Here is a 1299-nt window from a genome sequence, read left to right as displayed (position 1 = left end):
TTTCTACGTAAGGTACAAATACAATCTTATTTGCTAAATCAAGATTTTTGGCAAGGTTTAATAAGTCTGTTTTCAAAGGTCCCTCACCAACAATAAGTAATTTTGCTTCGGGTATTCGTTGAATAATTTTGTTGAATAAAGTTAAAACGTATTTTTGATTCTTTTGCCAAACCATTCGACCAATATTTCCAATCACAAAATTTTCCGAAGAGATTCCTAATTTCTTCCGCATACTAATTCGTTGTGCAGTATTATATTCAAATTTTTTAATATCTATAGCATCTTTTAATACAATAAGATTTTGTTCACTTTTTTTCTTACCAAATAACCATTTACCTGTATCAAATGTAGGGCTCATATAGTGAGTTGGATAAATTGTTGATAGTGGCCGTAAAGCATCTTTAATCCAATTCTTTCGCCATTCTTTAGGTGCACCTGTACTATGGTTGTGCGCAATACGAATAGGAATTCCACATTTTTTTGCTATTCTAAGCGGAAAGATACTTAATGTGTTAATTTGTGAATGTACAATTTTATAATTATTTGTTTTAAACAATGTAGTTAAATCGCGATCATATTCACGTAATTGTTGATATGGGGCCACTTGATAGATATAACCACCCAACTCAGCTATTTCTTTTTCCGGCACAATAGTTGAATCTTTATCAATAATAAAATCAAATTGCACTTTAGAATGATCAATGTGTTTATAATAATTCATAATGACTGATTCAACGCCACCACCCATCATTTTCCCCATTATCATCGCAATTGTCATTGGCTCATTACCCATTTATTACTCTCCTTAAAGCTTAAAAATTAAGACCTGTATTTTTAATATGCACTATTTGGATGTATCATGATGACGATTGTTTTAACAATAATTTTAAAATCAGTCCATAAAGACATATTTTGATTATAATGCAAATCCAAGTCGACCATCTCAGCAAAACTAACATTATTTCTGCCTGATACTTGCCACGGTCCAGTACAACCTGGCTTAACAATCAAACGTTGCATATCATACTTAGAATAAACGACAACCTCTCTTTCAAGTGGTGGCCTAGGTCCAACTAAACGCATATCACCTTTTAGTACCTAATATAAATCCCCAGTCTCATTAACATTAATTTAAATAATATAAATCACTCGGACAATCATTACCGGTACCAATCAAACGAGGAAATATTACCAATTATAAAAATGCGGAAAATATTATGAATTCATATAGTGTTTTCCGCCTTTTAAATCTACTGATAATTTTTTTATTAATAAGCTGCATTAGGATGGATAAACACA

The 1299-nt window shown here is 31.3% G+C and carries 1 protein-coding gene and 1 pseudogene; both read right to left on the bottom strand.

Features of this window, described 5'->3' with window-relative positions; translation table 11 throughout:
- The coding region (locus FHL06_RS13305) for a glycosyltransferase (RefSeq protein ID WP_153387100.1) at positions 1-793 on the bottom strand (793 nt) is incomplete at its 3' end.
- 41 nt (positions 794-834) lie between these two features.
- A pseudogene (locus tag FHL06_RS13300) lies at positions 835-1098 on the bottom strand (sugar transferase); the annotation flags it as partial.
- Positions 1099-1299: the final 201 nt, after the last annotated feature.

The organism is Companilactobacillus halodurans, assembly GCF_009600985.1.
GTDB lineage: Bacteria > Bacillota > Bacilli > Lactobacillales > Lactobacillaceae > Companilactobacillus > Companilactobacillus halodurans.
Note: the sequence above shows the minus strand (reverse complement) of the source record. Positions and strands in the feature narration are given on the sequence as shown.